Genomic DNA, 26,910 nt, shown 5'->3' on the forward strand with positions numbered 1-26,910 from the left:
ATTTATAGTTGCTTAAATAATTGAGTATAAAACCATGTCCAAGCACAGCGGCTTCGTGTTCCGCCGCCCCACACTGGCAAGTAGCATTGCCGACGGTTTAGTGGGGGCCGGGATCCAGGATTTCACCTCGGGCCTGTTCCTGGCGGCGCCTCGGCGCACCGGCAAAAGCACCTTTTTGCGCGAAGACCTGATCCCGGAGTGCCAGCTCCGGGGTTGGCTGGCGGTGTATGTCGACCTCTGGGCCGACAAAGACAAAGATCCGGCAGAGCTGATCGCCGGCGCAATTGCCGCTGCTCTGGTGCCCTATGAAAAGGGCATTCGCAAACTGGCCAAGAACCTTGGAATCGAAAAACTAAGTTTTCTGCGTACCCTGTCCTGGGACTTTACCAAGCCACAGCTGCCAGTCGGTGCGACGCTGACCCAAGCGTTGGAATTGCTCCACAGTGCTGCCGAAAAACCCGTGGTCCTGGTGATTGACGAAGCGCAGCACGCATTGACCAGCGAGTCAGGGATCAACGCGATGTTTGCGTTGAAGGCTGCCCGGGATCAGCTCAACCAGGGCCGTGACGAGGAGGGGAGCGGCTTGCACCTGGTGTTCACCGGTTCCAATCGCGACAAGCTTGCGCATTTGGTGTTGGGCAAAAGTCAGCCGTTTTTCGGCTCCAGCATCACGCCGTTCCCCTTGCTCGGCAAAGCGTTCACCCAGGCTTACACCGCACACCTCAATGCGCACCTGGCCGACAGCAATCAATTCAGCGCTGCCGACATTGATGAGGCGTTTGAGTTGGTCGGTCATCGTCCCGAGATGCTGCGCACCATCATCGGTGAAGTGGCGCTGGAATTGGGCGAGGCCAGCAATTTGGGCCAGCTGCTGCACAGCCGTGCCGAACTATTGCGCGCGGGGGTATGGACTGAATTCGAAAGCGCCTGGAACAACCTCACCATCCCCCAGCGTGCCGTGCTGGAAGTGATGGTGGCGCGATCGCGCGCCAACGAGCCCTTCGCGCCCTTCACGGACTGCACCCTCACGGCCGTCAGCAAAGCCCTGGAGGGGATGGGCAGCGACGTGGTGCCGGGCACCCAGACGATTCAGGCCTGTATCGATGCCCTGCGCGACAAAGAGCTGGTGTGGAAGTCGAGCCGGGGCGGGTATGCCCTGGAAGACAAATCCTTTGGTGATTGGCTGCTGTACAAAAACCGTACACCGAACTGAAGACACCCTAAATCGAAGGTGGGAGCGGGCTTGCTCGCGAATGCGGTGTATCAGTAGGCACATCTGTTACTGACACACCGCATTCGCGAGCAAGCCCGCTCTCACACTGATGTGTGGTGTGGCTTATTTCTTTACCAGTGCCGAACACGCTGCCTTGTAGGCCTCATGCTGATACTTGTTCAGCGACGCCGGTAGCTCAAAATCGTGCTTCTTGTTCTGCGCATTAATGGTCTGCGGCGACAGCAACGTCACCTCAACCCCGTCCAGCAATTGAAACACCCCTTCAATCTTGAAGGTGGTCGGGCCACCGGCGAATTCGCCTTTCTTGCTGCGCTTCTTGATCGCGATGCGGGTGATGGCATTTGCCTGCACGAATGCCTTCAGCTGGGCGGCGAAGGCTTTGACGTTGGCGGCTTCATCATCGTCTTCAAGGGCGATCTTTTTGGTAGCCAGGGCGACGTGGGTCAGCGCCTGGTTGTCCAGGGAGGCGACGGCGATGATGGCTTCGCTGCCTTTGATTTCGATGCCGCAAATAGTCATGAGTGGCCTTGGTCCAGAGGAAAAGTGGCAGGATTGTCGCTTATTCCTGCCCGATCGACTCCAAAAACTCCGACCGCTCATCACTCATCCGCGCCAGGCAATCATTCTGCTGAATCGCATAGTCCTTGCTGCCGTTCACCGCTGGGAAGGTGTCCACGGCGCAATCGGCATCACGCAGTTTTTCCCACTTCTGCTGGGCATCCTTCAGACGAGCGGTAATGTCGGCCAGTTGTGACTTGTTGCTGCCATAGGTCGAACCCATGCGTTCCAGCAGGCCTTGGTAGTTATCCTTGAGCAATTGCTCGGCGGTGGTTTTGTTGAAAGTCGCGCATTCCAGGGTTTGCTTGTCGTTCTCGATGCCATCGCACGGCGTGCTGTCGGTGTCTTCGGCCGCATGGACGCCGGTTGCGATGAGTGCCAAAGCCAGGAAAATCGATTTCATTGCGCCGTCTCATATCAGGTGATGCGGAATTCTGGCTCAAGCGTAGGACAAAGAACAGTCGTCAGTCAGACGTGTCATGTAGGCCTTTGTCGTGGATTGACGCTTTCGGCAATTCCCCTGTCGTTTTTGCACCCGGCTCGGGTTGCCCCTGGGCATATGCTGGCCCCAAAGCGCCGGCAGACGATTCGGCGCATGAATCGCCAATAAGGGGACGCCTGATGAGCCCAGCCGAATTGCACGCCGACAGCATCGTTATCGACGGGCTGATTATCGCCAAGTGGAATCGCGACCTGTTCGAGGACATGCGCAAAGGTGGCCTGACCGCCGCCAACTGCACCGTGTCGGTGTGGGAAGGGTTCCAGGCCACGATCAATAACATTGTGGCCAGCCAGACCCTGATTCGTGAGAACAGCGATTTGGTGATCCCGGTGAAAACCACCGCCGACATCCGCAAAGCCAAGGAACAGGGCAAGACCGGCATCATCTTCGGCTTCCAGAACGCCCATGCGTTTGAAGACCAACTGGGCTACGTCGAGATCTTCAAGCAGCTCGGCGTCGGTGTGGTGCAGATGTGCTACAACACCCAGAACCTCGTCGGCACTGGCTGCTACGAGCGCGACGGCGGCCTGTCGGGTTTCGGCCGTGAGATCGTTGCCGAGATGAACCGCGTCGGCATCATGTGCGACCTGTCCCACGTCGGCTCCAAGACTTCCGAAGAAGTCATCCTCGAATCGAAAAAACCAGTGTGCTACTCCCACTGTCTGCCGTCGGGCCTCAAAGAGCACCCGCGCAACAAGTCCGATGAAGAGCTGAAGTTCATTGCCGACCATGGCGGTTTTGTCGGCGTGACCATGTTCGCGCCGTTCCTGGCCAAGGGCATTGATTCGACCATCGACGACTACGCCGAAGCCATCGAATACACCATGAACATCGTCGGTGAAGACGCCATCGGTATCGGCACCGACTTCACCCAGGGCCATGGCCAGGATTTCTTCGAAATGCTGACCCACGACAAGGGTTACGCCCGCCGCCTGACCAGCTTCGGCAAGATCATCAACCCGCTGGGCATCCGCACCGTGGGCGAGTTCCCTAACCTCACCGAGACCCTGCTCAAGCGCGGCCACAGCGAGCGCGTGGTGCGCAAGATCATGGGCGAAAACTGGGTCAATGTCCTCAAAGACGTCTGGGGCGAATAAGCCACCGCTCTCCTAATCCCAGCCCGTTGCCAGTCGCGCAGCGGGCATCAAAACGAATTGTTTGGAGTCAAGTTTCCATGGCCAAGATCGCCCCGCAATTGCCAATCGAAGTCGACAGCGAAACCGGTGTCTGGACCTCCGATGCCCTGCCGATGCTGTACGTGCCGCGCCATTTCTTCGTCAATAACCACATCGGTATTGAAGAAGTGCTGGGCGCTGACGCCTACGCCGAAATCCTCTACAAGGCCGGCTACAAATCCGCCTGGCACTGGTGTGAAAAAGAAGCTGAATGCCACGGCCTGGAAGGCGTTGCGGTGTTCGAGCACTACATGAAACGCCTGTCGCAACGCGGCTGGGGCCTGTTCAAGATCCAGGACATCGACCTCGACAAAGGCACTGCCAGCGTCAAGCTCGAACATTCGGCATTCGTCTACGTGTACGGCAAGGTCGGGCGCAAGGTCGACTACATGTTCACGGGTTGGTTTGCCGGCGCCATGGACCAGATTCTGCAAGCGCGCGGCAGCAAAATCCGCACGGTAGCCGAACAAGTCTACGGTGGCTCCGAAGAAGGCCACGACGACGGGCTGTTCACCGTCAAGCCGTTGTAAGTCGAGGACCCTGCCATGGCTTTCGAAGCAATGTTTGCGCCGATCCAGATCGGCAAACTGACCATCCGCAACCGCGTGCTCAGTACCGCCCACGCCGAGGTGTATGCCACCGACGGCGGCATGACCACCGACCGCTATGTGAAGTATTACGAAGAGAAAGCCAAGGGCGGTATCGGCCTGGCGATCTGTGGCGGCTCCTCGGTGGTGGCCATCGACAGCCCGCAGGAATGGTGGAGTTCGGTGAACCTGTCCACCGACCGCATCATCCCGCATTTCCAGAACCTGGCCGATGCCATGCACAAGCATGGCGCCAAGATCATGATCCAGATTACCCACATGGGCCGTCGCTCACGCTGGGACGGCTTCAACTGGCCGACCCTGATGTCGCCGTCCGGCGTGCGTGAGCCGGTGCACCGTGCTACCTGCAAGACCATCGAACCGGAAGAAATCTGGCGCGTGATCGGCAACTACGCCAGCGCCGCCAAACGCGCCAAGGCCGGTGGCCTGGACGGTGTGGAACTGTCCGCCGTGCACCAGCACATGATCGACCAGTTCTGGAGCCCACGGGTCAACAAGCGTACCGACGAATGGGGCGGCACTTTCGAGGGCCGCATGAAGTTCGGCCTAGAAGTGCTCAAAGCCGTGCGCGCCGAGGTCGGTGACGACTTCTGTGTGGGCATGCGCCTGTGTGGCGACGAGTTCCACCCGGACGGCCTGTCCCACGAGGACATGAAGCAGATCGCCAAGTATTACGACGACACCGGCATGCTCGACTTTATTGGCGTGGTGGGTTCGGGTTGCGATACCCACAATACCCTGGCCAACGTGATCCCCAACATGAGCTACCCGCCGGAGCCGTTCCTGCACCTGGCGGCCGGTATCAAGGAAGTGGTCAAGGTTCCCGTGCTGCACGCGCAGAACATCAAGGACCCGAACCAGGCTACGCGCATTCTGGAAGGTGGTTATGTGGACATGGTCGGCATGACCCGTGCGCACATCGCCGACCCGCACCTGATCGCCAAGATCAAAATGGGCCAGATCGACCAGATCAAACAGTGCGTCGGCGCCAACTACTGCATCGACCGCCAATATCAGGGCCTGGATGTGTTGTGCATCCAGAATGCCGCGACCTCCCGTGAATACATGGGCGTGCCGCACATCATCGAGAAATCCACCGGGGCCAAACGCAAAGTCGTGGTGGTCGGTGCCGGTCCGGCCGGGATGGAAGCCGCGCGGGTAGCGGCCGAACGTGGCCACGACGTAACCCTGTTCGAGAAGAAAGAGTTTATCGGCGGGCAAATCACCACGGCCTCCAAAGCCCCGCAGCGCGACCAGATCGCCGGCATCACCCGTTGGTTCCAGCTGGAATTGGCGCGCTTGAAAGTCGACCTGCGCCTCGGCGTGGCGGCGGATGCCGAGACCATCCTCGATCTGCGGCCTGACATCGTGGTGCTGGCCGTCGGCGGGCATCCGTTTATCGAGCAGAACGAACACTGGGGCGCCGCTGAGGGCCTGGTGGTGAGCAGCTGGGACGTGCTCGACGGCAAAGTCGCGCCGGGCAAGAACGTGCTGGTGTACGACACCATTTGCGAATTCACCGGCATGTCGGTGGCCGACTTCCTCGCCGACAAGGGCAGCCAGGTGGAAATCGTCACCGACGACATCAAGCCTGGCGTGGCGATTGGCGGTACGTCATTCCCGACTTACTACCGCAGCATGTACCCCAAAGAAGTGATCATGACCGGCGACATGATGCTGGAAAAGGTTTACCGCGAGGGCGACAAGCTGGTGGCGGTGCTGGAGAACGAATACACCGGCGCCAAGGAAGAACGCGTGGTTGACCAAGTGGTGGTCGAGAACGGTGTGCGCCCGGACGAAGCCATCTACTACGGGCTCAAGGAAGGTTCGCGCAACAAGGGCCAGATTGACGTCGAAGCCTTGTTCGCGATCAAGCCGCAGCCGTGCTTGAGCGAGGCGGGTGACGGCTACTTGCTGTTCCGCATCGGTGACTGTGTGGCCCAGCGTAATACCCACGCCGCCATCTATGACGCCCTGCGCTTGTGCAAGGATTTCTGACCCGACACTGAGCCACTGTGTGCTCGGTCAAGTGTGGGAGGGGGCTTGCTCCCGATAGCGGTGGGTCAGCTACCGATAGAGGAACTGACAGTCCGCCATCGGGAGCAAGCCCTCTCCCACATTAAGGTCGGTCTCACAGTAGACCGGTGTGGTCTTTGGGAGCTTCACCATGTTGAACACCTTGCTGCCTATTCTCTTGTTTGCCGCCCTGGGCCTTGCCGTCCTCGGCGCATTGCGCCGGGTGAACATGTGGCGCCGTGGCCGCGCCTCCAGAGTCGACTTGCTCGGCGGCCTGCTGGCCATGCCCAAGCGCTACATGGTCGACCTGCACCACGTGGTCGCCCGCGACAAATACATCGCCAACACCCACGTCGCCACAGCCCTGGGCTTCGTACTGTCGGCGCTGTTGGCGATTCTGGTTCACGGCTTCGGCCTGCATAACCGCATCCTCGGCTACGCGTTGTTGCTCGCCTCGGTGCTGATGTTTGTCGGCGCCACGTTCGTCTACCTGCGTCGGCGCAACCCGCCGTCACGCCTGTCGAAAGGCCCGTGGATGCGCCTGCCGAAAAGCCTGATGGCGTTCTCGGTGAGCTTCTTCCTGGTGACCTTGCCGGTGGCCGGGGTTCTGCCGGCTGACTTCGGCGGCTGGCTGCTCGCGGCACTGCTCGGCGTCGGCGTGTTGTGGGGCGTGTCCGAGATGTTCTTCGGCATGACGTGGGGCGGCCCGATGAAGCACGCCTTCGCCGGCGCGCTGCACCTGGCCTGGCACCGCCGCGCCGAACGCTTTGGTGGCGGCCGCTCCACCGGTTTGAAGCCGCTGGACTTGAGCGATAAAACCGCGCCACTGGGCGTGGAAAAACCCAAGGATTTCACCTGGAACCAGCTGCTCGGCTTCGACGCCTGCGTGCAATGCGGCAAGTGCGAGGCCGCGTGCCCGGCCTTTGCGGCCGGCCAGCCGTTGAACCCGAAGAAGCTGATCCAGGACATGGTGGTTGGCCTGGCCGGCGGCACCGATGCCAATTTTGCCGGCAGCCCGTATCCAGGCAAGCCGATTGGCGCACACAACGGCAACCCGCATCAGCCCATCGTCAACGGCCTGGTGGACGCCGAGACCCTGTGGTCGTGCACCACCTGCCGGGCCTGTGTGGAAGAGTGCCCGATGATGATCGAGCACGTGGATGCGATCGTCGACATGCGCCGCCATCTCACCCTGGAAAAAGGCGCCACGCCGAACAAGGGCGCCGAAGTCCTCGAAAACCTGATCGCCACTGATAACCCCGGCGGCTTCGCACCGGGTGGTCGCCTGAACTGGGCGGCGGATTTGAACCTGCCGCTGCTCAGCGACACAGGCAGCACCGAGGTGTTGTTCTGGGTGGGCGACGGTGCCTTCGACATGCGTAATCAGCGCACCCTGCGGGCCTTCGTCAAGGTGCTGAAAGCGGCCAACGTCGACTTTGCGGTGTTGGGCCTGGAGGAGCGCGACAGCGGTGATGTGGCGCGGCGTCTGGGGGACGAGGCGACTTTCCAGCTGCTGGCGGCGCGCAATATCCAGACCCTGGCCAAGTACAGCTTCAAACGCATCGTCACCTGCGACCCGCACAGTTTCCATGTGCTGAAAAACGAATACGGCGCCTTCAACGGCAACTACCTGGTGCAGCACCACAGCACGTTCATGGCCGAGCTGATCGGCGAAGGTGCGTTGAACCTGGGGCAGCACAAGGGCAATAGCGTGACTTATCACGACCCGTGCTACCTCGGCCGCTACAACGGCGAATACGAGGCGCCGCGCCAAGTGCTGCGCGCGCTGGGTATCGAGGTCAAGGAGATGCAACGCTCCGGTTTCCGCTCGCGCTGCTGTGGCGGCGGGGGCGGTGCGCCCATCACCGATATCCCCGGCAAGCAACGTATCCCGGATATGCGCATGGAAGACATCCGCGAAACCGGCGCCGAGCTGGTGGCCGTAGGCTGCCCGCAATGCACGGCGATGCTCGAAGGCGTCGTCGAACCGCGCCCATTGATCAAGGATATTGCCGAACTGGTCGCTGACGCCTTGCTCGAAGACACCGCCCCGGTGAAAGCCCCTATCAAGCGTGAACCTGCGGAGGTGCATTGATGAGCGACATTATCCGCCGCGATCCACGGGCCGAATGGATCGCCCGTAACCGCCTGCATCCGCTGCATGCGGCGATGCAGCCACAGCAACACAGTTGGATGGGGCCTAACGGCGTCATCCGCAAAAACGTACATGGTGTCGGTTTTATCGGCCCCAACGGCCTCAAGCGTATTGACCGCAGCGGTGCCCAGCAGGGCGGGACGGCCAAGCGTACGGCGGCGGCGGAAGTACAATTGCCGCTGCACCAGGTGCCGGCGCCGGCGTTCTACATCAACGTGGTGCCCGACATGGTCGGCGGCCGCCTGAGCAGCCACGACCGCGACCTGCTCGGCCTGGCCCGACAACTTGCCGGCAGCGACGGCGCCGTGCTGGCGGTGGTGTTCGGCGAACACAAGGAAAACGCTTTTGCAACGGCGGGCGTTGATCGCCTGCTGGTGCTCGAAGGCCACGCGTTCGACGGTTATTCACCGGAGCAACGCGTCCAGGGCCTGCGGGCTGTGGATAACCAGTTCAACCCGCGTCATTGGTTGCTGCCGGACAGTCGCAGTGGCGGCGGCGAGTTGGGCCGGCGTTTTGCGGCGAGCCTCAAGGAGCGCCCCGCCACGCGGGTCTGGCAAATCAAAGGTGAGGAGTGCATCGGGCGTGCCGGTGCGGGCCAGGAGGACTTGGCTCGACCGTTGCCACGCCTGGTTCTCGCCGCAGCCGAATGTGCCGATCCGGTCAGCGACACGCGCCACGAAGTGTTGCCCGTGGAGTTATCCACAGCCTTGGCGCGCAGCTTGTCGCGGATCGAAGACCTCGGCGCCGTGGCAGTCGACCCGGCGGCGATTCCCATGGCCGAAGCGGAGTTTATTTTCTCCGGCGGTAACGGCGTGAAGGACTGGGCCTTGTTCCACCAGACTGCAGCCGCCCTCGGTGCTACCGAAGGCGCCTCGCGGGTGGCGGTGGACGACGGCTTTATGGCGCGTGATCGCCAGGTCGGCGCCAGTGGTACCTGGGTCACCGCGCGGGTGTATGTGGCTGTAGGGATTTCCGGGGCGATCCAGCACCTGCAAGGCATCGGTGCCTGCGACAAGGTGGTGGCCATCAACCTCGACCCGGGCTGCGACATGATCAAGCGTGCCGACCTGTCGGTGATCGGCGAAAGCGCCGCGATTCTGCAAGCCTTGATCGATGCGGTGCAGGTTTACCGCAACGGCGCCAAGCGCGATGCAGCTTAGGGACATGACCATGACGACGAATGTAATCAGCCTGGTTTCCATCGGTGCCCACCCCACCTCCGGTCGCCCGCGCCGTGCCGAGCAGGATGCGCGTGCCGTCGAGCTGGGCCTGCAAATGGCTGGGGATAAGTTGCAGGTGTTGCACGCCGGCAATCTCCACGAACCGACCTTGCGCAGCTACCTGGGCATGGGCTTGGCGCAATTGCACGTGTTGGAACAGCCGGCTGGCGCTGATGCGTTGCCGGTGCTCAGTGAATATTTGCGCGACGCCGGCGCCCAGGTGGTGCTCACCGGCACCCAGGCGGAAACCGGCGAGGGCTCGGGCATGTTGCCGTTCCTGCTGGCCGAGCAATTGGGCTGGCCGCTGATTGTCGGGCTGGCGCAGGTGGAGTCCATCGACGGCGGCGTGGCCCATGTGCTGCAAGCCTTGCCGCGCGGTCAGCGGCGGCGTTTGAAAGTGCGCCTGCCGTTTCTGGCGACTGTGGATAACGCCGCGCCCAAACCCCGGCAAAGCGCTTATGGCCCTGCGCAACGCGGGGAGCTGGCGGCCCATGAGGTCGAGATTGAGCACGACGAGTTATTCACCGCCGCTGTACTGCAACCCGCCAAGCCACGGCCCAAGCGCCTCAAGGTGATCAAGGCGAAAAGTGGTGCGGACCGCATGAAGGCGGCCACGGCCAAAGCCAGCGGCGGCGGTGGGCAGGTGCTCAAGGGGCTTAGCCCTGAAGCGGGGGCAGACGCCATTCTCAAGTTACTGATAGAAGAAGGCGTCGTGCGCTGATTGCCCTGTGGGAGTGGGCTTGCGTGGGAGCTGGCAAGCCCGACTCCCCCAGAAAGCAGGATTACCCACAATCCCTGTTGACCCACCTGTGGATAACCTGTTCGCGGCTGTCCACACCCCCTGTATATCAAGCCCTGCAGCCCTCTGTACGAAAAACAACCAAGCTAACCAGCGGTTTTTCCTGGGGTTTTCCCATGAATAAGTTTTTTCGCCGGTACCGACTTGCCCCCAAAGTCTGTTGGCGCTTCTGTGGATAAGATGTTCGCTATCGGCTGCAGGCCACGTCAATAAAGGCTTTCACTTGGGTGGTCAATAATTGATCAATTCAGGCTGTTTGCTGACTCAAAACCCTGAAACCCCCGATTTATGAAGGTTTCACGCGGTTTTCCACAGCGCTGGCAAAGTTGCCCCCAAAGTCTGTTGGTGCTTCTGTGGATAAGGTGTTCGCGTACTGCTACAGGCCACGCCATTCGTGGCTTTCACAGGGTTGATCAATAAATGATCAGGTTGGGTTGAAACCGGACTGATTGAATAAGTCACGGATTTTCTTCAGCTATTTTCAGCCGGCAGACGCACTTGCCCACAATTGCTGTGGGTGGCTTTGTGGATAAGTTGTTGGGCAAAGGCTGGAGGGCAGGGCGGTAAAGGGCTGCGAGGGAGTTGATCGTTTCTTGAACAGTGTGAAGGCCTGATGTAGGCGCGGGCTTGCTCGCGAAGGCGGTGTGTCAGTCGCCAGACAGGCTGGCTGATCCACTGCATTCGCGAGCAAGCCCGCTCCCACATTTTGATCTGTGGTGTAGCGGTTATTCGTGTACGGCCACGCCCTTGAGGTAAGGCGCTGGCGCAGCCCCCAGGTTGCTCAGCATCCGCTCGCTGTACCAATCCACAAAGTTCACCACGCCGAACTCATACGTTTTGGAATACGGCCCGGGTTGGTAAGCCGTGGAGTTGATCCCGCGCTGGTTTTCTTCGGCCAGGCGACGGTCCTGATCGTTGGTGGCGTCCCAGACCTGGCGCATGCGCTCGACGTCGTAGTCCACACCTTCCACGGCGTCCTTGTGCACGATCCACTTGGTGGTGACCATGGTTTCCTGGGCGCTGATCGGCCACACGGTGAACACGATGATGTGGTCGCCCATGCAGTGGTTCCAGGAGTGCGGCAGGTGCAGGATGCGCATCGAGCCCAGGTCCGGGTTCTTGATGCGGCCCATCAGCTTGTTGCAGCCTTGCTTGCCGTCCAGGGTCATCGACACCGTGCCTTTGAGCAGCGGCATGCGCACGATACGGTTACGCAGGCCGAAACTGGCGTGGGCGTAAGGGATTTTCTCGGCGTCCCAGGCCGCGGCCGAAGCGGCGACGTGGTCCTTGAAGGCCTGGTCGGCGCGCGGGTCGGTAACGTCGTCCCATTCCAGCAGGGTTTTCAGCAGTTCCGGGTGCGACGCGTTGCAGTGGTAGCACTCGCGGTTGTTTTCCAGCACCAGCTTCCAGTTGGCTTTTTCAAACAAGGTGGTGGTAATCGCCACCTTGGTGTTCTCCATGTCGTACGGTTCCATGTAGTGGTTCAGCGTCGACAGGAAGTCATCAATAGCCGGCGGATTCTCTGCCAGGCTGATGAAGATATAGCCGCCGGCGGTCTTCACGTTCACCGGTTTGAGGCCGTATTGCTTCATGTCGAAGTCGGCACCCATCTCGGTACCGGCGAACAGCAGGCGGCCGTCCAGCTCGTAGGTCCACTGGTGGTAGTGGCAGACCAGTTTGGCGACTTTGCCTTTGTCGCTGGTGCACAAGCGCGAACCACGGTGGCGGCACACGTTGTGGAACGCATGCACCACGCCCTCGGCGCCACGGATCACGATGATCGGGTTCTTGCCCACTTGCAGGGTCAAGTAGTTGCCCTTGGTGGGGATCTCGCAGGTCATGCCGGCGATCAACCACTCTTTCTGGAAGATCTCCTGCATGTCGATATCAAACAGCCGCTCATCAGAGTAAAACGGCTGCGGCAGCGAAAAGGTGCGCTCACGCTCTTGCAGCATTTGCGCGGTGGCCTTGCGTGCGGGTTCCAGCGGATCGCCCAAGCTTAAGGTTGCGGTGACGTCCATCGTGTGTGTCCTCAGGGCCATTCTGTGTGGCCGGCGAATAGTGGCTACGGTTGGTGCTATGCAAGGCGTAAAGAAAGCGTAGTTGTTGGGAGCGAGTGTGGGGCCGGCGAACACCAGAACCTTATCCATGAGCGACATGGCCCACTCTGATCCCGACGCGCAACCCCCGTGGTATGGGGGCTGGTCGCGATAAGTATGTGAATGTCGCAGATAGGTAAATGGGTGATTCGCGCGTTACGCAGAATCGCCACCATAAGGCCGAATATCGGCGGTGGAGAACAGCATGTCCAACAGCTTCCTGAATCCGGTAACTACCCAGACCTGGGCCAATGGTCGGCACATCGTCCGTTGCGTCAAAGTCATCCAGGAAACCTGGGACGTGCGCACGTTTTGCTTCATGGCCGACCAGCCGATCCTGTTCTTCTTCAAGCCGGGGCAGTTCGTCACGCTGGAGCTGGAAATCGATGGCCAGCCGATCATGCGTTCCTACACCATTTCCAGTTCACCGTCGGTGCCCTACAGCTTTTCGGTAACGATCAAGCGCGTACCCGGCGGTAAAGTCTCCAACTGGCTGCACGACACGCTGCATGAAGGCCAGGAGCTGGCGGTGCACGGCCCGGTTGGGTTGTTCAATGCCATCGACTTCAGTAACCCCAAAGTCCTGTACCTCAGCGGCGGCGTCGGGATTACGCCGGTGATGTCCATGGCGCGCTGGTATTACGACACCAACGCCAACGTCGATATGACGTTTATCCACAGTGCCCGCTCGCCCAAAGACATCATTTACCACCGCGAGCTGGAACACATGGCGTCGCGGATCGACAACTTCAGCCTGCACCTGATCTGCGAAAAGCATGGCCTGGGGGAACCTTGGGCCGGGTATCGCGGCTACCTGAACCACAAAATGCTCGAACTGATGGTGCCGGACTTCCTCGAGCGCGAAGTCTTCTGCTGCGGCCCTACGCCGTACATGAGCGCGGTGAAACGCATGCTGGAAGCGGCAGGCTTTGACATGGCGCGTTACCACGAAGAGTCCTTCGGTGCCACGCCGCCGGAAGCGCGTGCCGATGCGGTAGAGCAAGCCGAACAAGCCGCCGATGCGCCGGAAATCGACCTGGCAGACCTGCATCAAGTGGAATTCATCGCTTCCGGCAAAAGCATCCGTGTGGCGCCGGGCGAAACGGTGCACGCGGCGGCGGCCAAGCTGGGCCTGTTGATTCCGAAAGCCTGCGGCATGGGTATTTGCGGCACGTGCAAGGTGATGAAACTGGGCGGGGAGGTCGAGATGGACCACAACGGCGGGATCACCGAAGAAGACGAAGCTGAGGGCTACATCCTGTCGTGCTGCAGCGTACCGAAGGGCGATGTGCGCATCGAGTTCTAACCCCGCACCAGATCGTTCCCACGCTCCGCGTGGTAACGCCTCCTGGGACGCTCCGCGTCCCGACCTGTGCACGTTGTGACGCAGAGCGTCACGGGCCGCATACCCACGCAGAGCGTGGGGACGATCCTCCGCACCAGATCGTTCCCACGCTCCGCGTGGTAACGCCTCCTGGGACGCTCCGCGTCCCGACCTGTGCACGTTGTGACGCAGAGCGTCACGGGCAGCATACCCACGCAGAGCGTGGGCACGATCCCCCGCACCAGATCGTTCCCACGCTCCGCGTGGTAACGCCTCCTGGGACGCTCCGCGTCCCGACCTGTGCACGTTGTGACGCAGAGCGTCACGGGCAGCATACCCACGCAGAGCGTGGGCACGATCTCCCGCATCAGATCGTTCCCACGCTCCGCGTGGTAACGCCTCCTGGGACGCTCCGCGTCCCGACCTGTGCACGTTGTGACGCGGAGCGTGGGAACGATCATCAGTACCAGCGTTGTATGTCTATTAAACCCTCACTGCCCGCGTAATTGCGGGCGCTGGAGTATCGCCAGTGCTCGGGCAAATCTACATACCCTCGCTTTACCGGGTTGCAGTGGATGTAATCCAGTTTTTGGCGCATCACTGTTTCGCTGTACACCAATTCGGCATGTGAGCCTTCCTGCCAAAGCTGATAAACCCGATCCGCCTTGTGGGCTCGTTTGCTGAAACGCAGGCGTTGCAATGCACGCTCGGCACCTTTGCTTTGCAGGTCATCAATGATGGTGCGAGCAGTGAAGGATTTGAATTGACTGACGCACTTGCATAGGTCCGGCGCTTGGGCGACGAAGTGCAGGTGGTTTTCGAGAATGACGTAGCCAAACAGGCTTAGCGCATGGTGCTTTTGCTGATATCGCCAACAATCCAGGAGATGGCTCACGAGGTAGTCGCGAGTAAACAGCGGTAGCCACTCCATGACCGTGCATGTTAGGAAATGCGGTTTTTCGGGTTCGGTTATGACGTAGCGGCTTCTGCCCATCTGTTTATTCGTCCTCGAAACGAGGTGTGGCGTGGACGCGGAGAGCGTCCCAGCAGGTGTTCCCACGCGCAGCGTGGGAACGAGCAGTGGCTGAGTGGCTAGGGAATAGTCAACTTAACCGTTACTGGGCGTAGATATGGATGACAAAGTGCTGGCCTGAGGCTGTCAGTTCATAGGTTTTGTCGTAGATCCTCAGTGTCCTCGACGGCTCGCGGATGGTGTCCCCGACTTTGGCGTATTTGCGGAACTCATCCCAGTCAATGACCGTGGTGCTGGCAGTGCCGTCGCTTTGCAGGGTGTTGCCATTGTTTTGATATTCCATGGTTTTAGCTCTCTTCTGGAGGTCCGTTTCCAGCCGATTATTCGGCAGGGGGTTATCCCGAAAGGTGGCCGCTGCAGCGGCCTTTTCCTTCCGGGTTCCAAGAGGCTAGTCAACGAAAGCGGGGTTCGCTGCTGTCAGAAATATCAAAAAACAGTCTCGGCGATCGGCCAGTACGCGCTGGTTTTGCTCCTACGTTAAGCGTTCATCACTTCCCGTATATCCGCGGCTAATTCTCTTACGCGTTCTTCCTCGGTATCCCACGCACACATGAACCGTGCGCCACCTTTGCCGATGAAGGTGTAGAAGCGCCAGCCCTTGGCCGTCAACGCTTCGATGGCCGCCTCCGAGAGTTGCAGGAACACGCCGTTGGCCTGCACCGGGAACATCAATTCCACGCCGGGAATATCCGCTACCAGGCTGCTCAGTAACTGCGCGCAGTGGTTGGCGTGGCGTGCGTGTTTGAGCCAGGCGTCGTTTTCCAGCAAGCCCACCCACGGTGCGGAGAGGAAGCGCATTTTCGACGCCAGCTGGCCGGCCTGTTTGCAGCGGTAATCGAAGTCTTCCGCCAGCGTGTGGTTGAAGAACAGGATCGCTTCACCCACCGCCATGCCGTTTTTCGTCCCGCCAAAGCACAGCACGTCCACACCGGCTTTCCAGGTCAGGTCGGCCGGGGAGCAGCCGAGGAACGCGCAGGCATTGGCGAAGCGCGCGCCGTCCATGTGCAGGTTCAAGCCCAGTTCCTTGCAGGTGACGCTGATCGCGCGGATTTCTTCCGGGGTGTACACGCTGCCGACTTCAGTGGCTTGGGTGAGGGTCACCACGCGGGGTTTGGGGTAGTGAATGTCCTGGCGCTTGAGGGCGATTTCGCGGATTGATTCCGGGGTCAGCTTGCCGTTTTCGGTGCGAGCGGTGAGGAGCTTGGAACCGTTGGAGAAAAACTCCGGCGCGCCGCATTCGTCGGTTTCGACGTGGGCCGTTTCCGAGCAAATCACGCTATGGTAGCTCTGGCACAGCGAGGACAGTGCCAGGGAGTTGGCGGCTGTACCGTTGAAGGCGAAGAACACCTCACAATCGGTTTCGAATAAATCACGGAATCCGTCGGCGGCGCGGTGGGTCCATTCATCATCGCCGTAGGCGCGTTGATGGCCTTGGTTGGCTTGTTCCATGGCGGCCCAGGCTTCCGGGCAGATGCCCGAATAATTGTCGCTGGCGAATTGTTGGCTCTTGTCGGTCATGGCCCATTCCTGTGGTCGATGTTGGTGCGCACTGTAACCAAGATTGTCCAGGGTGCGCACGCACTGTAAATGCAAAGTCACTGGGGAATTATGCACGGTACTGAAACGATTCCTGTCGGACGCGTCCGGGATGGCGCGCTGGATTTGCTCAAGTGGCTGGCGCTGCTGAGCATGGTGCTGGATCACCTGCGCTATGTCGGTTTGAGCCTCGATGGCCTGTATGTGCCAGGCCGGCTGGCGTTTCCGTGGTTTTGCCTGGCGATTGCGGCCAATGTGCACCGGGTCCGGCATGCACCGGTGAGCGGCCAGTGGCGCTACCTGGGGTGGCTGTTGCTGTTCAGTGTGGTCAGCGAAGTGCCGTACCGAATGTTTATCGACGATGCCGATACATTAAACGTCTTGCCGACCTTGGCGCTGGGCCTGCTCGTTGCCCGAGGATGGCAGCAAAAGACGTTTTTTGATCGAGGTTTGGCGCTGATCGCCGTTGCAGTCGGGGCTGTGTTTACCACGCATCTGATGTTCGGCTTTTTCGGTGTGCTGCTGCCGTTGGCCATGCTGTTGGTGTTCAGTCGGCCATGGTATTTCAGCTTGTTACCGGGTTTGGTCTGCGTGGCTGCCAACCAATGGCAAGTTTTGCTCAATAACGGCAGCCTCGTTGCGCTGCTCGGGCTGGGCGCTTGCCTGATTGCGCCATTGGCCGGTTTGGTCTTGTTGCGACAGGCCAAAAACGTCTCGCCTCCGGCCATGCGCCGTTGGGCGTATGCCCTGTACCCACTGCATTTCCTGATGTTGCTACTCGTGCGCAAGATCATCGCCTAACCCTTGTGGGAGCGGGCTTGCCCGCGAAGGCGGTGTGTCAGCAGGCAAGTGTGCAAGCTGATCCACCGCCTTCGCGAGCAAGCCCGCTCCCACATTTGTTTCGTGTCGCTCATGTAATGTCGTAAACGCACCTTTGCGTGGCGTCCGTAGGCATTTGACCTGTCTGCGCCAGCCCTACCATCGCATCAAAGGGCCCTGCACGGGCCTTAACAATACGAAAGGCTGGGAGAGACGCGATGTTCAGCAAAAAAGACCAGATCCAGGGATATGACGACGCACTGCTGGCGGCGATGAATGCCGAGGAGCAGCGTCAGGAAGATCATATCGAGCTGATCGCGTCAGAGAACTACACCAGCAAACGTGTGATGGAAGCGCAAGGCAGCGGCCTCACCAACAAATACGCCGAAGGTTACCCGGGCAAGCGCTACTACGGTGGCTGCGAGCACGTGGACAAGGTTGAAGCCCTGGCCATTGAGCGCGCCAAGCAGTTGTTCGGCGCCGATTACGCCAACGTGCAGCCGCACTCCGGCTCGTCCGCCAACAGCGCGGTGTACCTGGCCCTGTTGAACGCCGGCGACACCATCCTCGGCATGAGCCTGGCCCACGGCGGTCACCTGACCCACGGCGCCAAAGTGTCGTCCTCGGGCAAGCTGTACAACGCGGTGCAATACGGCATCAACACCGACACCGGCCTGATCGACTACGACGAAGTTGAGCGCCTGGCGGTCGAGCACAAGCCGAAGATGGTGGTGGCCGGTTTCTCCGCCTACTCCAAAACCCTGGATTTCCCACGCTTTCGCGCGATTGCCGACAAGGTCGGCGCGCTGCTGTTCGTCGACATGGCCCACGTCGCCGGCCTGGTAGCCGCTGGTTTGTACCCGAACCCGCTGCCTTACGCCGACGTGGTCACCACCACCACCCACAAGACCCTGCGCGGTCCACGTGGCGGTTTGATCCTGGCCAAGGCCAACGAAGAAATTGAAAAGAAACTCAACGCCGCGGTGTTCCCGGGTGCCCAGGGCGGCCCGCTGATGCATGTCATCGCCGGCAAGGCTGTGTGCTTCAAGGAAGCGGCGGAGCCAGGTTTCAAGGCGTACCAGCAACAAGTGATCGACAACGCCCAGGCCATGGCCAGCGTGTTTATCAAACGCGGCTACGATGTAGTGTCCGGCGGTACCGATAACCACCTGTTCCTGGTCAGCCTGATTCGTCAGGGCCTCACCGGCAAAGAGGCGGACGCCGCCCTCGGTCGCGCCCACATCACCGTCAACAAGAACGCTGTGCCGAATGACCCGCAGTCGCCGTTCGTGACCTCGGGCCTGCGCATCGGCACCCCGGCGGTGACCACGCGTGGTTTCAAAGTGCCGCAGTGCATCGAACTGGCCGGCTGGATCTGCGACATCCTCGACAACCTCGGCGACGCCGACGTCGAGGCCAACGTGGCCAAGCACGTGTCTGCCCTGTGCGCTGATTTCCCGGTTTATCGCTGAGCGCGGTTTTGGAGTAATGACTATGCAACGCTACTCGGGCTTCGGCCTCTTCAAGCACTCACTCAGCCACCACGAAAACTGGCAGAAGATGTGGCGCACGCCGACCCCTAAAAAGGTCTACGACGTGGTCATCGTCGGCGGTGGCGGGCATGGTCTGGCGACCGCCTATTACCTGGCCAAAGAGCACGGCATCACCAACGTGGCCGTAGTCGAAAAAGGCTGGTTGGGCGGCGGCAACACGGCGCGCAACACCACCATCGTGCGTTCCAACTACCTGTGGGACGAGTCGGCGCACCTGTACGAACACGCAATGAAACTGTGGGAAGGCCTGTCCCAGGACCTGAACTACAACGTGATGTTCTCCCAGCGTGGCGTCTACAACCTGTGCCATACCCTGCAAGACATTCGTGATTCCGAGCGCCGCGTCAGCGCCAACCGCCTCAACGGCGTGGACGGCGAACTGCTCAACGCCAAACAAGTGGCCGACGAAATCCCGTACCTCGACTGCTCGAAAAACACGCGCTACCCGGTGCTTGGCGCCACCGTGCAACGTCGCGGCGGCGTGGCCCGTCACGATGCCGTGGCCTGGGGCTTTGCCCGCGCCGCTGACGCCCTCGGCGTGGACTTGATCCAGCAGACCGAAGTGATCGGCTTCCGCAAGGAAAACGGTGTGTGCATCGGCGTGGAAACCAACAAAGGCTTTATCGGCGCCAAGCGCGTCGGTGTGGTCACGGCCGGTAACTCCGGGCACATGGCGTCGCTCGCCGGTTTCCGCCTGCCGATCGAATCCCACCCGCTGCAAGCGTTGGTGTCGGAGCCGATCAAGCCGATTATCGACAGCGTGATCATGTCCAACGCCGTGCACGGCTACATCAGCCAATCCGACAAGGGCGACCTGGTGATCGGTGCCGGTATCGACGGCTACAACGGCTACGGCCAGCGCGGCTCGTACCCGGTGATCGAACACACCATCCAGGCCATCGTCGAGATGTTCCCGGTGCTGTCGCGCGTGCGCATGAACCGTCAGTGGGGCGGCATCGTCGACACCACGCCGGACGCCTGCCCGATCATCTCCAAGACCCCGGTGCCGAACATGTTCTTCAACTGCGGTTGGGGCACCGGTGGCTTCAAGGCCACGCCAGGCTCAGGCAACGTGTTTGCCGCCAGCCTGGCCAAGGGTGAAATGCACCCATTGGCAGCCCCTTTTTCCATCGACCGTTTCCACAACGGTGCGTTGATCGATGAACACGGCGCTGCGGCCGTCGCCCACTAACAGGAGAAATTCCCTATGTTGCATATCTTCTGTCCTCACTGTGGCGAACTGCGCTCCGAAGAGGAATTCCACGCGTCCGGCCAAGCGCACATCCCGCGCCCGCTGGACCCGAACGCCTGCACCGATGAAGAGTGGGGCGACTACATGTTCTTTCGCGACAACCCCCGTGGCCTGCACCACGAACTGTGGATTCACGCTGCCGGTTGCCGCCAGTATTTCAACGCCACGCGCGACACCGTGACCTACGAAATACTTGAAACCTACAAGATCGGCGAGAAGCCGCAATTTACCGCCAAGGCCTCTGGAGAGAAGGTATGAGCCAGATCAATCGCCTGTCCAACGGTGGCCGCATCGACCGTAATAAAGTCCTGACGTTCACCTTCAACGGCCAGAGCTACAAAGGCTTTGAAGGTGACACCCTGGCCGCAGCCCTGCTGGCCAACGGCGTCGACATCATCGGTCGCAGCTTCAAATACTCGCGCCCACGCGGCATTTTTGCCGCCGGTGCCGAGGAGCCGAACGCGGTGCTGCAAATCGGCGCCACCGAAGCCACCCAGATTCCCAACGTGCGCGCCACGCAACAGGCGCTCTACCAAGGGTTGGTCGCCACCAGCACCAATGGCTGGCCGAGCGTGAACAACGACATGATGGGCATTCTCGGCAAGGTCGGCGGCAAGCTGATGCCGCCGGGCTTCTACTACAAAACCTTCATGTACCCGCAATCGTTCTGGATGACCTACGAGAAGTACATCCGCAAGGCCGCAGGCCTTGGTCGCTCGCCGACCGAGAACGACCCGGACACCTACGACAACATGAACCGTCACTGCGACGTGTTGATTGTTGGCGCCGGCCCTGCCGGTCTGGCGGCAGCCTTGGCGGCTGCGCGCAGCGGTGCGCGAGTGATCATCGCGGACGAGCAGGAAGAATTCGGCGGCTCTTTGCTGGACTCCCGCGAAAGCCTCGACGGCAAGCCGGCCACCGAGTGGGTCGCCAGTGTGATCGCTGAACTCAAGGCCCTGCCGGACGTGCTGCTATTGCCTCGCGCCACCGTCAACGGTTACCACGACCATAACTTCCTGACCATTCACGAACGCCTCACCGACCACCTCGGTGACCGCGCGCCGATTGGTGTGGTGCGCCAGCGCATCCATCGTGTGCGCGCCAAGCGTGTGGTGCTGGCGACCGGTGCGTGCGAGCGCCCGCTGGTGTACGGCAACAACGACGTGCCGGGCAACATGCTCGCCGGCGCAGTCTCCACTTACGTGCGTCGCTACGGCGTGGCACCGGGCAAAAAACTGGTGCTGTCGACCAACAACGACCACGCCTACCGCGTTGCATTGGACTGGTTCGATGCAGGCCTTGCGGTTGTCGCGGTGGCCGATGCTCGCCATAACCCACGCGGTGCATTGGTTGAAGAGGCGCGTGCCAAAGGCATTCGCATCCTCACCGGCAGCGCTGTGATCGAGGCCCGTGGCAGCAAGCACGTGACCGGCGCCCGCGTGGCGGCGATCGACGTCAAAGCGCATAAAGTCACCAGCCCCGGCGAGTGGCTGGACTGCGACCTGGTGGCCAGCTCCGGCGGCTACAGCCCGGTTGTTCACTTGGCCTCGCACTTGGGCGGCAAGCCGACCTGGCGTGAAGACATCCTCGGTTTTGTACCGGGCGAAGCCCCACAAAAACGCGTGTGCGTCGGTGGCATCAACGGCGTCTACGGCCTAGGTGATTCCCTGGCGGATGGTTTTGAAGGCGGCGTGCGCGCAGCCAGCGAAGCCGGTTTCGCGCCCGTGCAAGGCACGCTGCCAAAAGCCTTGAGCCGCCTGGAAGAGCCGACGCTGGCGCTGTTCCAGGTGCCTCACGAAAAAGCTACTGCCCGGGCGCCGAAGCAATTTGTCGACCTGCAAAACGACGTGACCGCCGCCGCCATCGAACTGGCTACCCGCGAAGGTTTCGAGTCGGTCGAGCACGTCAAACGCTACACCGCGCTGGGTTTCGGCACCGACCAGGGCAAGCTGGGTAACGTCAACGGCCTGGCGATTGCCGCGCGCTCGTTGAACGTGACCATCCCGCAGATGGGCACCACCATGTTCCGCCCGAACTACACGCCGGTCACCTTCGGCGCCGTCGCGGGCCGCCACTGTGGGCACATCTTTGAACCGGTGCGCTATACCGCGCTGCAAGCCTGGCACGTGAAAAACGGCGCCGAGTTTGAAGACGTCGGCCAGTGGAAACGCCCCTGGTACTTCCCGCGCAACGGTGAAGACCTGCACGCGGCGGTGAAACGCGAATGCCTGGCCGTGCGCGACAGCGTCGGCCTGCTGGATGCGTCGACCCTCGGCAAGATCGATATTCAAGGCCCGGATGCCCGTGAGTTCCTCAACCGCATCTACAGCAACGCCTGGACCAAGCTCGATGTGGGCAAGGCGCGCTACGGCCTGATGTGCAAGGAAGACGGCATGGTCTTCGACGACGGCGTCACCGCCTGCCTCGCCGACAACCATTTCTTGATGACCACCACCACTGGCGGCGCAGCGCGCGTATTGCAGTGGCTGGAAATCTACCAGCAGACCGAATGGCCAGACCTCAAGGTGTACTTCACCTCGGTCACCGACCATTGGGCGACCATGACCCTGTCCGGCCCCAACAGCCGCAAGCTGCTGAGCGAAGTGACCGACATCGACCTGGACAAGGACGGCTTCCCGTTCATGACCTGGAAAGAAGGCTTGGTCGGCGGCGTACCGGCACGGGTGTTCCGTATCTCGTTTACCGGCGAGCTGTCGTACGAAGTCAACGTGCAGGCCGACTACGCCATGGGCGTGCTGGAACAGATCGTCGAGGCGGGCAAGAAGTACAACCTGACCCCGTACGGCACCGAAACCATGCACGTACTGCGCGCCGAGAAGGGCTTCATCATCGTTGGTCAGGACACCGACGGCTCGATGACCCCGGACGACCTGAACATGGGCTGGTGCGTAGGCCGTACCAAACCGTTCTCGTGGATCGGCTGGCGCGGCATGAACCGTGAAGACTGCGTGCGCGAAGAGCGTAAGCAGTTAGTGGGCCTGAAGCCGATTGACCCGACTGTATGGCTGCCGGAAGGCGCACAGTTGGTGTTCGACCCCAAGCAGTCGATCCCGATGAAGATGGTCGGCCACGTGACCTCAAGCTACGCGCACAACTCGCTGGGTTATTCGTTTGCGATGGCGGTGGTCAAGGGCGGCTTGAAGCGCATGGGTGAGCGAGTGTTCTCACCGCAGGCGGATGGCAGCGTGATCGAGGCAGAGATTGTGTCCTCGGTGTTCTTTGACCCGAAAGGCGATCGCCAGAACATCTGATAGACCGAGGCGCGGCCTTCGCGAGCAAGCCCGCTCCCACATTTGGAATGCATTCCCCTGTGGGAGCGGGCTTGCTCGCGAAGACGCCAGTAGCCGCACAACAGAATCAGGAAAGGTGCTTTATGACAGCAGCCAACGTATACCAACAACGCCCCACCACCGGCGCCAAGGCCGAGTCGTCGCTGCACCATGCCGACCTCGCCAGCCTGGTCGGCAAGGGTCGCAAGAACGCCGGTGTGACCGTGCGTGAAAAGAAACTCCTCGGCCACCTGACGATTCGTGGCGATGGCCATGACGCAGCTTTCGCGGCCGGCGTGCACAAAGCCGTGGGCATCGAACTGCCCGGCGCTTTGCAGGTGATCGTCAACGGCGAAACCAGCCTGCAATGGCTCGGCCCGGATGAATGGCTGCTGGTTGTGCCAAGCGGTGAAGAATTCGCTGCCGAGCAAAACCTGCGTGCCGCCCTGGGCGACCTGCATATCCAGATCGTCAACGTCAGTGGCGGCCAGCAGATTCTCGAACTCAGCGGCCCGAATGTGCGCGACGTGCTGATGAAGTCCACCAGCTACGACGTGCACCCCAACAATTTCCCGGTGGGCAAGGCGGTGGGCACGGTGTTCGCCAAGTCGCAACTGGTGATCCGTCACACCGCCGAGGACACCTGGGAACTGCTGATTCGTCGCAGCTTCTCGGATTACTGGTGGTTGTGGCTGCAGGACGCGTCAGCCGAATTTGGCCTGAATGTCGTTGCATAACGCTCGTTCCCACGCTCTGCGTGGGAATGCATCCCGGGACGCTCCGCGGCCCAAGAGCGGACGCAGAGCGTCCATGGCGGCATTCCCACGCAGAGCGTGGGAACGATCAAGGAGTCACGCACAATGAGCCGCGCACCCGATACATGGATTTTGACTGCCGACTGCCCCAGCGTGCTCGGCACGGTGGACGCGGTCACTCGCTACCTGTTCGAGCAGGGCTGCTACGTCACCGAGCACCATTCGTTCGATGACCGCCTCTCGGGCCGGTTTTTTATTCGAGTGGAGTTTCGCCAACCCGACGGTTTCGACGAGCAGGCTTTCCGCGATGGCCTGGCCACCCGTGGCGAAGCCTTTGGGATGATCTTCGAGCTGACGGCGCCGAACTATCGGCCAAAAGTGGTGATCATGGTCTCCAAGGCCGATCACTGCCTGAACGACCTGTTGTACCGCCAGCGTATCGGTCAACTGTCGATGGACGTGGTCGCGGTGGTGTCCAACCATCCCGATTTGAAGCCGTTGGCCGACTGGCACCAGATTCCCTACTACCATTTCCCCCTCGACCCTAACGACAAACCGTCCCAGGAACGTCAGGTGTGGCAAGTGATTGAAGAGACCGGTGCGGAGCTGGTGATTCTTGCGCGCTACATGCAAGTGCTGTCGCCGGAACTGTGCCGCAAGCTCGATGGTAAGGCGATCAACATCCACCACTCGTTGTTGCCGGGGTTCAAGGGCGCCAAGCCGTACCACCAGGCCTACAACAAGGGCGTGAAACTGGTCGGCGCCACGGCGCATTACATCAACAACGACCTGGATGAAGGCCCGATCATCGCCCAGGGCGTGGAAGTGGTGGACCACAGCCACTATCCCGAGGACTTGATTGCCAAGGGGCGCGATATTGAAGGGCTGACACTGGCCCGGGCCGTTGGGTACCACATTGAGCGGCGGGTTTTTCTCAATGCCAATAGGACTGTGGTGCTTTGACTGACGCCTTCGCGAGCAAGCCCGCTCCCACATTTGACCGGGTTCCACATTTGAAATGCTGTCGAATGTGGGAGCGGGCTTGCTCGCGAAGGGGCCATCAGCAACAACGCAAAAACAGCATCTGTAACCCGAGCACTTAAACGCGCTGCCTGCCTGGGCGACGCGGTTCCATAAAAACAACAGCGAGGTGAAAGCATGTCTGGTAATCGTGGTGTCGTGTATCTCGGCAACGGCAAGGTCGAAGTACAGAAAATCGACTATCCCAAAATGCAGGACCCCCGTGGCAGGAAGATTGAGCACGGCGTCATCCTGCGCGTGGTCTCCACCAACATCTGCGGCTCCGACCAACACATGGTGCGCGGCCGCACCACTGCCCAGACCGGCCTGGTACTGGGGCATGAAATCACCGGCGAAGTGATCGAGAAGGGCAGCGACGTCGAGAACCTGAAAATCGGCGACCTGGTGTCGGTGCCATTCAACGTGGCGTGCGGCCGTTGCCGCTCGTGCAAAGAACAACACACCGGCGTGTGCTTCACCGTCAACCCGGCCCGTGCCGGTGGCGCCTATGGCTACGTCGACATGGGCGATTGGACCGGTGGCCAGGCCGAATACGTGCTGGTGCCGTATGCCGACTTCAACCTGCTGAAACTGCCGGACCGCGACAAGGCCATGGAGAAAATCCGCGACCTGACTTGCCTTTCCGACATTCTCCCGACGGGTTACCACGGCGCCGTCACTGCCGGCGTAGGCCCTGGCAGTACCGTGTACATCGCAGGTGCCGGCCCGGTCGGCCTGGCCGCTGCGGCATCCGCCCGCCTGCTCGGCGCGGCGGTGGTGATCATCGGCGACGTCAACTCCATCCGCCTGGCTCACGCCAAGGCGCAAGGGTTTGAAGTGGTCGACCTGTCCACCGACACCCCGCTGCACGAACAGATCGCCGCCCTGCTGGGCGAGCCGGAAGTGGACTGCGCCGTTGACTGCGTGGGCTTCGAAGCACGTGGCCACGGGCATGACGGCGCCAAGGCCGAAGCCCCGGCCACCGTGCTCAACTCTCTGATGGGCGTGGTGCGTGTGGCAGGCAAAATCGGTATTCCAGGCTTGTACGTGACCGAAGACCCGGGCGCCGTCGACGCCGCCGCAAAAATGGGCAGCCTGAGCATCCGCTTCGGTCTGGGCTGGGCTAAATCCCACAGCTTCCACACCGGCCAAACCCCGGTGATGAAGTACAACCGCCAACTGATGCAGGCGATCATGTGGGACCGCATTCATATTGCCGATATCGTCGGCGTCGAAGTCATCAGCCTGGATGACGCCCCGCGTGGGTACGGCGAGTTTGATGCGGGCGTGCCGAAGAAGTTTGTGATTGATCCGCACAAACTGTTCAGCGCGGCATAAGCGTTGGCGAAATAAAAGGGCGACCCTAGGGTCGCCCTTTTTGCGTCGGGTGCTTAAGCCTGTAAGCGTCGACTGATCACATCCAGCAAATCACAGCCATCTCGCAGCGGAATGGCGCAGAGCAGGGCGAAGTCCTGGAGGACCAAATTGTCGGTTTGCAATCCTTCACGAAACGCCAGGTTTTCCATGACTTGAGTGACCGCGCGGATGCGGTAGACGGCGGCATCATGGAGCACGTCGAGCGGGACTTGGGTGTCGATGAGCAGGGAGGGAGTGGTGGCGTCGTGGCCGGTGAGCGGCATGTATCGGTTCATGTTTTAAAACCCATTCAAGTAGAGGTGGGCTACACACTTATTCGTCGCCAAACGAATTGGGTGGCAGCTGTACGCAGGTTGGCGAACCGGGAATGGAACCGGCAGACCCGAAGGTCTCCCGCGCACAGCCACCATGAAAGCAGCTATTGCGGACGCAAAAGAACCTGCAAAAAAGCAGAAGCTTTTGCACCATTCACCCGAGTCGCCAAACCCGTGTCGCCATATGGACGACCGCCGAACTATAAGCGCCATCCTTCGCCATGAGCAAGTCGCCCAGCCGATGAAAATCAAATGTGGGAGCGGGCTTGCC

Annotated in this window: 23 protein-coding genes; 16 read left to right on the forward strand and 7 right to left on the reverse strand. The window is 60.8% G+C overall.

The features are described from left to right. Positions 1-34 precede the first annotated feature (34 nt). Positions 35-1,213, forward strand: coding sequence for an AAA family ATPase (locus A7D21_RS14935; RefSeq protein ID WP_069552017.1), 1,179 nt, complete (start codon positions 35-37; stop codon positions 1,211-1,213). A 123-nt stretch (positions 1,214-1,336) separates the two neighbouring features. On the opposite strand, the gene A7D21_RS14940 is transcribed toward A7D21_RS14935, so the two are convergent. Continuing rightward, the gene (locus tag A7D21_RS14940; RefSeq protein WP_069552018.1) at positions 1,337-1,753 is read right to left on the reverse strand and encodes a DUF3010 family protein; all 417 of its coding nucleotides are present in this window, start codon (positions 1,751-1,753) and stop codon (positions 1,337-1,339) included. Positions 1,754-1,793: 40 nt separating this feature from the next. Further along, entirely contained in the window at positions 1,794-2,195 is a 402-nt protein-coding gene (locus A7D21_RS14945; protein WP_053258386.1) for a lysozyme inhibitor LprI family protein, read from the reverse strand. Between the two features lie 218 nt (positions 2,196-2,413). Between A7D21_RS14945 and A7D21_RS14950 the strand changes: the two genes are divergently transcribed. From A7D21_RS14950 to A7D21_RS14975, 6 genes are all read left to right on the forward strand, one after another. Further along, a complete protein-coding gene (locus A7D21_RS14950) occupies positions 2,414-3,391 on the forward strand; it encodes a dipeptidase (protein WP_053258385.1) in 978 nt (325 codons plus the stop codon). 77 nt (positions 3,392-3,468) lie between these two features. Continuing rightward, positions 3,469-3,999 carry a DUF5943 domain-containing protein gene (locus tag A7D21_RS14955; RefSeq protein WP_016972865.1) on the forward strand — a complete coding sequence of 177 codons (531 nt, stop codon included), beginning with the start codon at positions 3,469-3,471 and terminating at the stop codon, positions 3,997-3,999. 15 nt (positions 4,000-4,014) lie between these two features. Further along, complete coding sequence (gene dgcA, locus A7D21_RS14960) at positions 4,015-6,075, forward strand: dimethylglycine demethylation protein DgcA (RefSeq protein ID WP_069552019.1); 2,061 nt, start codon at positions 4,015-4,017, stop codon at positions 6,073-6,075. A 169-nt stretch (positions 6,076-6,244) separates the two neighbouring features. Next, on the forward strand, positions 6,245-8,188 hold the full coding sequence (dgcB, locus tag A7D21_RS14965) for a dimethylglycine demethylation protein DgcB (protein WP_069552020.1): 1,944 nt from the start codon (positions 6,245-6,247) through the stop codon (positions 8,186-8,188). Next, positions 8,188-9,408, forward strand: coding sequence for an electron transfer flavoprotein subunit alpha/FixB family protein (locus A7D21_RS14970; protein WP_069552021.1), 1,221 nt, complete (start codon positions 8,188-8,190; stop codon positions 9,406-9,408). Before dgcB ends, A7D21_RS14970 begins: the two co-directional genes overlap by 1 nt. 10 nt (positions 9,409-9,418) lie before the next feature. Then, positions 9,419-10,189 (forward strand): electron transfer flavoprotein subunit beta, encoded by a 771-nt coding sequence (locus A7D21_RS14975; RefSeq protein WP_069552028.1) that lies wholly within the window; start codon positions 9,419-9,421, stop codon positions 10,187-10,189. 803 nt (positions 10,190-10,992) lie between these two features. On the opposite strand, the gene gbcA is transcribed toward A7D21_RS14975, so the two are convergent. Further along, the gene (gbcA, locus tag A7D21_RS14980; protein WP_053258380.1) at positions 10,993-12,288 is read right to left on the reverse strand and encodes a glycine-betaine demethylase subunit GbcA; all 1,296 of its coding nucleotides are present in this window, start codon (positions 12,286-12,288) and stop codon (positions 10,993-10,995) included. A gap of 283 nt (positions 12,289-12,571) precedes the next feature. On the opposite strand from gbcA, the gene gbcB reads away from it, so the two are divergent. Further along, a complete protein-coding gene (gene gbcB / locus A7D21_RS14985; RefSeq protein ID WP_069552022.1) occupies positions 12,572-13,672 on the forward strand; it encodes a glycine-betaine demethylase subunit GbcB in 1,101 nt (366 codons plus the stop codon). Between the two features lie 478 nt (positions 13,673-14,150). Here gbcB and A7D21_RS14995 read toward each other — a convergent pair whose 3' ends face one another. The 3 genes from A7D21_RS14995 to A7D21_RS15005 all read right to left on the reverse strand — a co-directional run bounded on the left by A7D21_RS14995 (position 14,151) and on the right by A7D21_RS15005 (position 16,241). Beyond that, positions 14,151-14,684, reverse strand: a complete 534-nt coding sequence (locus A7D21_RS14995; protein WP_069552024.1) for a transposase — start codon at positions 14,682-14,684, stop codon at positions 14,151-14,153. Between the two features lie 121 nt (positions 14,685-14,805). After that, positions 14,806-15,006, reverse strand: coding sequence for a hypothetical protein (locus A7D21_RS15000; RefSeq protein ID WP_053258377.1), 201 nt, complete (start codon positions 15,004-15,006; stop codon positions 14,806-14,808). Between the two features lie 194 nt (positions 15,007-15,200). Continuing rightward, complete coding sequence (locus A7D21_RS15005; RefSeq protein WP_053258376.1) at positions 15,201-16,241, reverse strand: low specificity L-threonine aldolase; 1,041 nt, start codon at positions 16,239-16,241, stop codon at positions 15,201-15,203. A 90-nt stretch (positions 16,242-16,331) separates the two neighbouring features. Between A7D21_RS15005 and A7D21_RS15010 the strand changes: the two genes are divergently transcribed. From A7D21_RS15010 to fdhA, 8 genes are all read left to right on the forward strand, one after another. Next, positions 16,332-17,060 (forward strand): TraX family protein, encoded by a 729-nt coding sequence (locus A7D21_RS15010; protein ID WP_053258375.1) that lies wholly within the window; start codon positions 16,332-16,334, stop codon positions 17,058-17,060. A gap of 236 nt (positions 17,061-17,296) precedes the next feature. Beyond that, a complete protein-coding gene (gene glyA / locus A7D21_RS15015; protein WP_053258374.1) occupies positions 17,297-18,550 on the forward strand; it encodes a serine hydroxymethyltransferase in 1,254 nt (417 codons plus the stop codon). Positions 18,551-18,572: 22 nt separating this feature from the next. Then, positions 18,573-19,823, forward strand: coding sequence for a sarcosine oxidase subunit beta (locus A7D21_RS15020; RefSeq protein ID WP_010207084.1), 1,251 nt, complete (start codon positions 18,573-18,575; stop codon positions 19,821-19,823). Between the two features lie 15 nt (positions 19,824-19,838). Beyond that, positions 19,839-20,141 (forward strand): sarcosine oxidase subunit delta, encoded by a 303-nt coding sequence (locus A7D21_RS15025; RefSeq protein WP_027605979.1) that lies wholly within the window; start codon positions 19,839-19,841, stop codon positions 20,139-20,141. Then, the gene (locus A7D21_RS15030; protein ID WP_069552025.1) at positions 20,138-23,155 is read left to right on the forward strand and encodes a sarcosine oxidase subunit alpha; all 3,018 of its coding nucleotides are present in this window, start codon (positions 20,138-20,140) and stop codon (positions 23,153-23,155) included. The genes A7D21_RS15025 and A7D21_RS15030 overlap by 4 nt, the downstream gene beginning before the upstream one ends. Positions 23,156-23,277: 122 nt before the next feature. Beyond that, positions 23,278-23,910, forward strand: coding sequence for a sarcosine oxidase subunit gamma (locus A7D21_RS15035; protein ID WP_053258372.1), 633 nt, complete (start codon positions 23,278-23,280; stop codon positions 23,908-23,910). A gap of 123 nt (positions 23,911-24,033) precedes the next feature. Continuing rightward, entirely contained in the window at positions 24,034-24,891 is an 858-nt protein-coding gene (purU, locus tag A7D21_RS15040) for a formyltetrahydrofolate deformylase (RefSeq protein WP_032883972.1), read from the forward strand. 195 nt (positions 24,892-25,086) lie between these two features. After that, positions 25,087-26,286: a formaldehyde dehydrogenase, glutathione-independent gene (gene fdhA / locus A7D21_RS15045; RefSeq protein ID WP_069552026.1), complete on the forward strand. Its 1,200-nt coding sequence runs from the start codon at positions 25,087-25,089 to the stop codon at positions 26,284-26,286. Positions 26,287-26,339: 53 nt separating this feature from the next. On the opposite strand, the gene A7D21_RS15050 is transcribed toward fdhA, so the two are convergent. Continuing rightward, positions 26,340-26,600, reverse strand: a complete 261-nt coding sequence (locus tag A7D21_RS15050) for a hypothetical protein (protein ID WP_254847132.1) — start codon at positions 26,598-26,600, stop codon at positions 26,340-26,342. Positions 26,601-26,910 lie beyond the last annotated feature (310 nt).

Source organism: Pseudomonas sp. AP19 (assembly GCF_001728855.1).
Classification (GTDB): Bacteria; Pseudomonadota; Gammaproteobacteria; order Pseudomonadales; family Pseudomonadaceae; genus Aquipseudomonas; species Aquipseudomonas fluorescens.